This is a genomic window from Rhizobium sp. BR 317, assembly GCF_047445835.1.
Classification (GTDB): domain Bacteria; phylum Pseudomonadota; class Alphaproteobacteria; order Rhizobiales; family Rhizobiaceae; genus Rhizobium; species Rhizobium paranaense.
Window position 1 is genome coordinate 1 of sequence record NZ_JARWLB010000045.1, and the last position, 7,268, is coordinate 7,268.

The 7,268-nt window shown below is 54.8% G+C and carries 7 protein-coding genes and 1 pseudogene; 4 read left to right on the forward strand and 4 right to left on the reverse strand.

What is annotated here, in order from left to right; all coding sequences use genetic code 11:
• Nucleotides 1–52: 52 nt before the first annotated feature.
• Together istB and istA are read right to left on the reverse strand one after the other, a co-directional pair.
• Nucleotides 53–934: an IS21-like element helper ATPase IstB gene (gene istB / locus QD357_RS30990; RefSeq protein WP_414125819.1), complete on the reverse strand. Its 882-nt coding sequence runs from the start codon at nt 932–934 to the stop codon at nt 53–55.
• Entirely contained in the window at nt 931–2,193 is a 1,263-nt protein-coding gene (gene istA / locus QD357_RS30995; protein WP_414125825.1) for an IS21 family transposase, read from the reverse strand. The genes istB and istA overlap by 4 nt, the downstream gene beginning before the upstream one ends.
• 145 nt (nt 2,194–2,338) lie before the next feature.
• Here istA and QD357_RS31000 point away from each other — a divergent pair.
• Nucleotides 2,339–2,842: pseudogene (locus tag QD357_RS31000) on the forward strand (integrase core domain-containing protein); the annotation flags it as partial.
• 378 nt (nt 2,843–3,220) lie between these two features.
• Here the strand turns inward: QD357_RS31000 and QD357_RS31005 are convergent.
• Nucleotides 3,221–3,508, reverse strand: a complete 288-nt coding sequence (locus QD357_RS31005) for a transposase family protein (protein ID WP_414125820.1) — start codon at nt 3,506–3,508, stop codon at nt 3,221–3,223.
• Nucleotides 3,509–3,900: 392 nt separating this feature from the next.
• Here QD357_RS31005 and QD357_RS31010 point away from each other — a divergent pair, with 392 nt between their 5' ends.
• The 3 genes from QD357_RS31010 (at nt 3,901) to QD357_RS31020 (ending at nt 6,673) form a co-directional block, all read left to right on the forward strand.
• Nucleotides 3,901–5,382 (forward strand): glycosyltransferase family 39 protein, encoded by a 1,482-nt coding sequence (locus QD357_RS31010; RefSeq protein ID WP_414125821.1) that lies wholly within the window; start codon nt 3,901–3,903, stop codon nt 5,380–5,382.
• Nucleotides 5,383–5,612: 230 nt separating this feature from the next.
• The gene (locus QD357_RS31015) at nt 5,613–6,302 is read left to right on the forward strand and encodes a class I SAM-dependent methyltransferase (RefSeq protein ID WP_414125822.1); all 690 of its coding nucleotides are present in this window, start codon (nt 5,613–5,615) and stop codon (nt 6,300–6,302) included.
• Between the two features lie 5 nt (nt 6,303–6,307).
• On the forward strand, nt 6,308–6,673 hold the full coding sequence (locus QD357_RS31020; RefSeq protein WP_414125823.1) for a GtrA family protein: 366 nt from the start codon (nt 6,308–6,310) through the stop codon (nt 6,671–6,673).
• Between the two features lie 232 nt (nt 6,674–6,905).
• Here the strand turns inward: QD357_RS31020 and QD357_RS31025 are convergent.
• On the reverse strand, nt 6,906–7,268 hold a 363-nt coding region (locus QD357_RS31025), incomplete at its 5' end, for a transposase (RefSeq protein ID WP_414125824.1).

Below are 7,268 nucleotides of genomic sequence, written 5' to 3' on the forward strand. Positions count from 1 at the left end.
GTGTCAATGCCGGATGAAATTTCCCCAGAAGTGCCGAAGTAAAATTCCCCAATTATGCCGCCCCGGACGACGAGGAGAATTGGGTATTTTTCGGCGGTCTGCCGCGAGGTCGTGATGGTGGGGCAAAGGACGGAGGCGTTATCAATGCTTTCGAGCGAACATGTTCAGGCATCAATTCGGCATGTTGGCGCAGCCTGTAACTTGATCCTTCGATCTGAACGACGACGGCATGATGCAAAAGTCTGTCGAGGAGGGCCGTTGCGACCACGGCGTCTCCAAAAACATCGCCCCATTCTGCAAAGCCGCGATTGGATGTGAGGATCATCGCGCCTTTCTCGTAGCGAGCGTTGACGAGCTGGAAGAACAGATTGCCGCCGCCGGCGATGACCGGGAGATATCCGATCTCATCGACGATCAGCAGACTTGGCCTGCAGAAGAAGCGGATGCGTTCTTGCAGCCGTCCCTCGCGCTCGGCCCTGGACAGGGCAGCGATGAGATCTGCCAGCGTACAGAAGTAGACGCTCTTGCCGGCCTTGACGGCTTCGACGCCGAGCGCCACGGCCAGATGGCTTTTGCCGGTTCCGGGCGGTCCGAGGAAATGGACGACCTCATGGCGGTCGACAAAACCCAACTGCGCAAGCGTGAAGATCCGATCTCGATCGAGTGAGGGTTGGAAAGAAAAGTCAAAGCCAGCGAGTGTTTTGATTGTTGCCAGGCGACCCATCCGCAGCGCCGTTTTGATACGGCTGTTCTCGCGCAGGGTCAGCTCTTCGGAAAGCAGGATATCGATCGCTTCGAGCGCCGACAGCTCACCGTGCTCCAGGCGCCGGACAATATGGTCGAGTGCTTCAAGGGCCCGTGGCATCTTCAAGCCGACAAGGTCATGGCGAATGCGGTCGATCATCGACGGCACGGAATCGAGAGCGGCACTCATGGGCGGTTCTCCTGTGCCATGGCTCTGGCGACGGCGTCGTAGAAGGCGAGCGGCCGCTGGGTAACCCTGTCTCCTGTTCCATGAAGTATGATCTCGTCATTGCTGACGTGTGGTCGCGATCGCGGCGCTGAGCGAAGGGTTCTGTGACCGGGTTCGACACGGCGTTGATGGCGTCCTTCCAACACCGGATGCACAGCGATAAGCGCACCGTCCTCGAAGATTCGAATCTCATTGGCCAGCGTATGAACTTCGACGAGCCGCCGTCTTGTGGCGTCGGGCACGCTGTAGGCGTTTCCGCCGACGCTGACCATGCCGTCTCGAGAGATCCTGCGCTCCAGTCTCAGCACCGATCGGAATGGAGCCAGAGGCAAAGGCCGCAAATGATGACGCTCCTCGGCGAAGGCCTCCATGACGACACGCCGCGTTGTCGCGTGGACACGCGGATTGGCAACCGTATCAAGCCAATGCCGCAGTTGGCTGTTAAGGTCGTCGAGGTTGCGAAACGAGCGTGCCAGGAAGAAGTCTTCCCTGATATAGCGGAATGGGCGCTCGACCTTTCCCTTCGTCTTGGCGCGATATGCTTTGCAGGCCTTTGGATGAAAGCCGTAATGGCGGGCAAGATCGAGCAGAGCGCGATTGTAAACAATGCCGCCCGTTTCGCCTTCCCCGATGACCGCAGTCTTCATTCGGTCGTAAAGGATCTCACGCGGAACGCCCCCGATCGCATCGAACGCTGCCACGTGGCATCGCAGCACCGTCGGCAGATCCTGATGCATAGCAAAGCGCGCCCAGATGAGACGGCTATGGCCCAACACCATGGAAAACAGCCAGACGATCCTCGGCGTTAGCGGCTCATCGGTGAAGATGACCTGAAACTGGGCGAAATCCACCTGGGCCTGTTCGCCGGGAGCTGTTTCGAACCGCACTTCAAATCCCTGCTCTGAGGTCGGGCGAACATCTCTGAGAAAGTCCGTGACGGCCGTGTAGCCACCCGCATATCCGCGATCCTTCAGCTCTCGCAGGAGCCGCCGGCCGCTCAGGCCGGGATAGGCAGCGACCCGTTCACGTAGATAAGCCGTGAATGGATCGATCACTGTTACCCGCGGCTTGCGTGGTCCATAAGCAGGCGCCTCGAGACCCCGCTCAATATATTTACGAATTGTCTTTCGATCGACGTTGGTCTGTCTTGCGATCGCCGACACCGACAACCCCTGTCGGTGCAAATCTAAAATCATGACTATCTCCCCGAGTTTGATCACCAACATTCCCCTCTCGACCATCGAGAGCAGTATCGGTGATGACGCGCCGCCGGTCTTCCGGGGCGCGCCCCGGAAGACCGGCGGCAACGCTAAACTGGGGAAGATTCAAACGGCACTTCTGGGGAGTATTGATCCGGTATCGACAGATGTGACGCGCGAATGCCTGGCAGCAATCCCGGACACCTCGATCTCCGGCCGCCGCGTCGCACGGGAGCTGACGACGCTGATCGAACGACGCGGCAAGCCGGGAATGATTGTCTCCGACAACGGCACGGAGTTCACATCGAATGCCATCCTTGCCTGGTCGAAGGATCACAAGGTCGAGTGGCACTACATCGCGCCGGGAAAGCCGATGCAGAACGGCTATGTCGAGAGCTTCAACGGCCGAATGCGCGACGAGCTGCTCAACGAAAGCTTGTTCTTCGGCCTCGACCATGCCCGCAGTGCCATTGCTGAGTGGGCCGAAGATTACAATAATTTCCGGCCGCACTCATCGCTCGGATACCAGACCCCGGCAGACTATGCCGGGTCCATCGCCGCAACCGGCTCCAACGCTACGCAAGATGAAAGCTTCGCGTTTCCGCCGGTTGCTCGCACCGCGCCATCTGGCGTATTCAAAACCGCCGAGGCTCTAATCGCAGTCGGATGAAAGTTCCGTGGCAGGTCAACGTCGCCGAGTGCCTAGAACGCTAAAGTGTTAGGAACTCTAGTCGCGGAAACCATCTTGGTTAGCAGTCCTATGCAGCCGCATGAACGGGCCGGGCACAGCCGGCAGGCTGTCGGGGAACGCCCGGCGATCCGCCTGCCGGAGAGATTGGCGCCATGTCGTCACGGGATATCGCAACGGTCTCGATCGACCAATTCCAAGCCGTGAACAGGTATGCACGCGCAATCCGCAGAATAGTGTCCGCGCTCACAGGCATACCAAGGCGGGTGACCAACCTCATTCCTGCCTCTCCCACCAATGCCAGGCCGATGCTGCGATGGACATCTTCCAGGCGGCTGGTGTGCCGACAATACCGCCAGGTCACATCGCCTGCGTTCTCGGCGATATGCGCCTGCGGCATCTCTTGTTGCTGCAACCCAAGCGTCGGACGTTTAGGATTATCGTAACCGCATCCCCTTGCCATGGCAGGTCGGCGAGTCGCCGCTCGTAGCGACTATGAAGGCGGTGCGACGCTTTGCTGCAATCGGGACATTTGGCTTCTGTCGATCGGAAGCAACAATCAATCGATATTGCTTCTTTCGATTGTTCAACGCGATCGACGACCAAAGACGGCGGGATCAACGGCGGAATGCGCTTCGCCATTTCCATGCTCCTGCTGATTCGTGTGCCGAATCAATAGGATTCAGAAAGTTGCGCCGAAATTGCGGAGGCGCCCAGTTTTGGGGAAATTTCACCGGGTATTGACAATAGCGCGCGCAAAGCCTCACCTGACCTTTCCAGACAATCTCTCGAACTGTGCGTGGGAATCCCTCCAGCCGCACCTGGATCGGCCGATCTTGTGTATGGGTGAAATCCTCGCTTGTGCCAAAAACAACGAACTGAATTTTAGATTTACGTGACGAGGTTGACGAGTCCTTTTAATCCCGCGTATCGAACAGAATTGAAGCTCAGGGGATAATACTTTGTTACGAAATTATAGGTCCGTAGCCGCTCTCGCATTGGTCGTAATTATTTTCACGGCTCTGAATATCTCAATATCGATGACGAAAGGGGCACTCGCCGCCCCCCCGATTTATGATGACGTCGGCTATTTGTGGGATGCCTATCGTCGAATTGCGTTCGCCAATGTGGGATCGCTCTTTGCTCTTATTAAAAACTTCGTAGCTGATCCCCCACACGCACCGATACAAACCTTCACGGCAATCATCGGTTTTTCCGTGTTTGGACCTAATAACTACGGTCCCTATATCGCAAACATTTGGGCACTGGCAGCTTGCGCTGGCTTTGTGTTCATAGTTGCAAGAAGCCAACTAGCTGCAAAGCCTAGCCTTTGCCTAACGACTATTGTGATGTTTATTCCGGTGACAGGCGCACTAGTCAACGATTTCAGGCCGGACATGGCCGCCGCACTTGTGTTCGCTTTTGCGGGCTACTTATTGATAAGCCAGCCAATTTCGACCTTTCGCATCCGCTATCGAATCTTGCTCGGCATCTTTATCGCTTTCGCTGTGTTTATGAAGCCAACAGCCGTCGTTGTGACCGTGCCAATGATTGGCTTGGCTGGGATTCTCAGCATCGTTTCGGACGGCAGGGCGAGAATTCGAAATGAGCTCCCGCCCGTCGTGTTTGTGGCAACTGCTGCGCTGATTGCGCTTGCACCATTAGCTTACGTCTGGGGCAAACATACGTTCGAATACGTCTACGCCGCATTGATCACCGACAAAGATATTTGGAATACGCAGGGTGGGTGGTACGATTACCTTATCTTCAACGCGACCGGTGCAGCTGGGACCATCGCACTTGGCGTCTTCTTTAAAATCGGATTCGCTGCAATTGGTCTCGATGTCATAGTCTCGCTACACCGAGGCGGGTTGCGTAGTCTCGATCGTTCGCTTGCTTTCTATTTTTGGTGCCTTGTAATCTTCCTTGGCGTTGCAATGGCGACGGGGAAATCTTTGCAACAGAGTAGCTTCTTCTTTTTCCCCTTTATCTTTGCCAGCATCTTGGCTGTTTCGCGGTTACTCCGTCAGACAGAACCGACGCTCGCTGCAGTATTCTTAGCGTTGACCGTTGTCTTTGTGCCGCCAGCCAACAGCTATCAGGATTCACAGAAACGGTTGGAGACGATGCAGATGCTCCCTCAGATCACGAATCTAATTGCCGCCAAGGCCAAGTCCGTTCCCGCTTGCAATGGAGCTATGCACGGCTATGGCGTTATCGGCGCTTATCCGCTAACCGGCGAGGCGGTCGCGCTTGATGTCGCACAAAAGTTCCGGACGCAGATAGCAATCTACCAACTCTTTATTCTTCGCGATTTCGATGATCTTATGAGACACGTGGACGCGTCCAACTTTGTCCTCGCCCCAAATCAGGCTGGGCTTCAGGAAAGCCTTGCCCAAAGATTGCCAGGCACAGCTTTTTATCGGCAAATTATCGACAAACTAAGAGCGGATCCTAAATGGTCCGAACACCGCATCGATGCCGCAGACCCGGCGACGTTGTTCGTAAGAGAAAAATGTTAGAAGCTGAGGGAACAAGTCACTAACGGCCCCTGATGCAGTGGAGACTCGTTTGCTTCATGCGCTCGATAACGCAGCTTCGCTGACTGCGCGGTAACGATTGGATGGTGCCAGTGCACCACGCACTATCTTTGAATGGCCCTCCTTGATTTAAAACGGTCCAACCCCTTGTCGTCGCACGAAGTAGCTATTATTCCCGCAAGCAGCCGCCCGCGGGATCAAAGGAGAAAGTTTTGAACGAGAGCGAATTTGACCAGTTTGCAGACGAATATCGCAAACTTCACGCCAACGTTATCACTGCATCCGGTGAGGGTCCCGAGTATTTCGCCGAATATAAGATCGCCGATATGGTGGACCATGCCTCAGCAAGAAATGTCGAAATTCGCGATATTCTAGATTTCGGCTGTGGGGTCGGAACATCCAGTCCGTATTTTCTGAAGTATTTTCCTGGAGCGAATGTGGTGGGCGCCGACGTTTCGAGTAAGAGCCTCGAGATTGCGCGGGGTCGTTTTGGACCAAAGGTCAGCTATTCGCTGATCAACGAAATTATCGATCTGCCCGACAATACATTCGATGCAGCGTTTGCGGCGTGCGTATTTCACCATATACCTTGGGAGGAACACGAGAGGTGGCTCAAGGAAATCCATCGAGTTGTTAAACCAGGCGGTTTCGTAGCGGTATTCGAGCACAATCCGTGGAACCCGCTAACGGTGCGCGCTGTTAATAGCTGCGAGTTCGACGCAAATGCTCGACTTATGACGCCGTACCATCTTCGGTCTCAGTTGAATGATACCGGATGGCGCCAAATTCGTCATCACTACAGAATCTTCTTCCCGAGAGCACTGGCGTCATTTCGCTTCCTCGAGAGCAAGATGCAATGGCTTCCGCTGGGGGCCCAATATTCGGTAACTGCGCAAAAGTGACATCGATGCTTTTAGGCCAATTGTCTCGCTATGCCGCAGTGGGCATTATAAACACTGCCATCGGCCTGTCCGTTATCTATACGGCTATGTTTATTGGCTGGGGGGACATTAGCTCCAACTTGGTGGGCTACGCGATAGGATTTGTGATTAGCTTCTGTGCAAACGGTGCATGGACTTTTCGATCACGCCTTTCCGGTAGGAAAGCTGCCAAATATGCGGTGCTGATGACTTTGGCTTATTTGCTGAATGTCACAGTGATGATCGCTAGCAGGGATCTGTTAGATATCGACCGATACATCTCACAATTGGTTGGTGTCATGGCTTATACCGCATTCGGATTTGTGGGTTCACGTGTTTACGTTTTCAAATAGAGTTGGCTCTTTGACTATCGATGACGGCCGACAGCACATCGATATTTATTCACTTTCAGCAATACGCAAGAGCATTGAGCCATGCAAAACGAGTTGACCGGCCGAAGCCGTGCATTTGTGTGTTCCTTGCCCTCATTCGGCCTTCCCACATACGATGCCGTGGTCAAAATTGTTCCTGGAAAGACGAGCGTTTTGCACGACCTAGTTCAACGTTTTCGTGGTTCGAATCCTATCAGGCGGCGTCGGCGAGTTTATAGGACCATGTGTGGATGACGGGATGGCGATTGACGTCGTCGATGCCGGCCATAATGCGTTCCTTGAGTTCGTGCTTTGAGCTCACCCGCATGTGGCGCAGGACGGAGCGGGCGAACTTGGAGAAGAAGCCCTCGATCAGGTTGAGCCAGGAGCCGTTTTTGGGCGTGAAGGTAAATTCGAAGCGGCCTGCCGGTCGTTTATCGAGCCAGGCTTTGGTTTCTTTCGAGATGTGGGCGGAATGATTGTCGAGGATCAACTTGATGGCGGTGCCGGCCGGATAGGCGGCATCGAGCAGCTTGAGGAATTCGATGAACTCGCGGCTGCGGTGACGGTCTTTGAC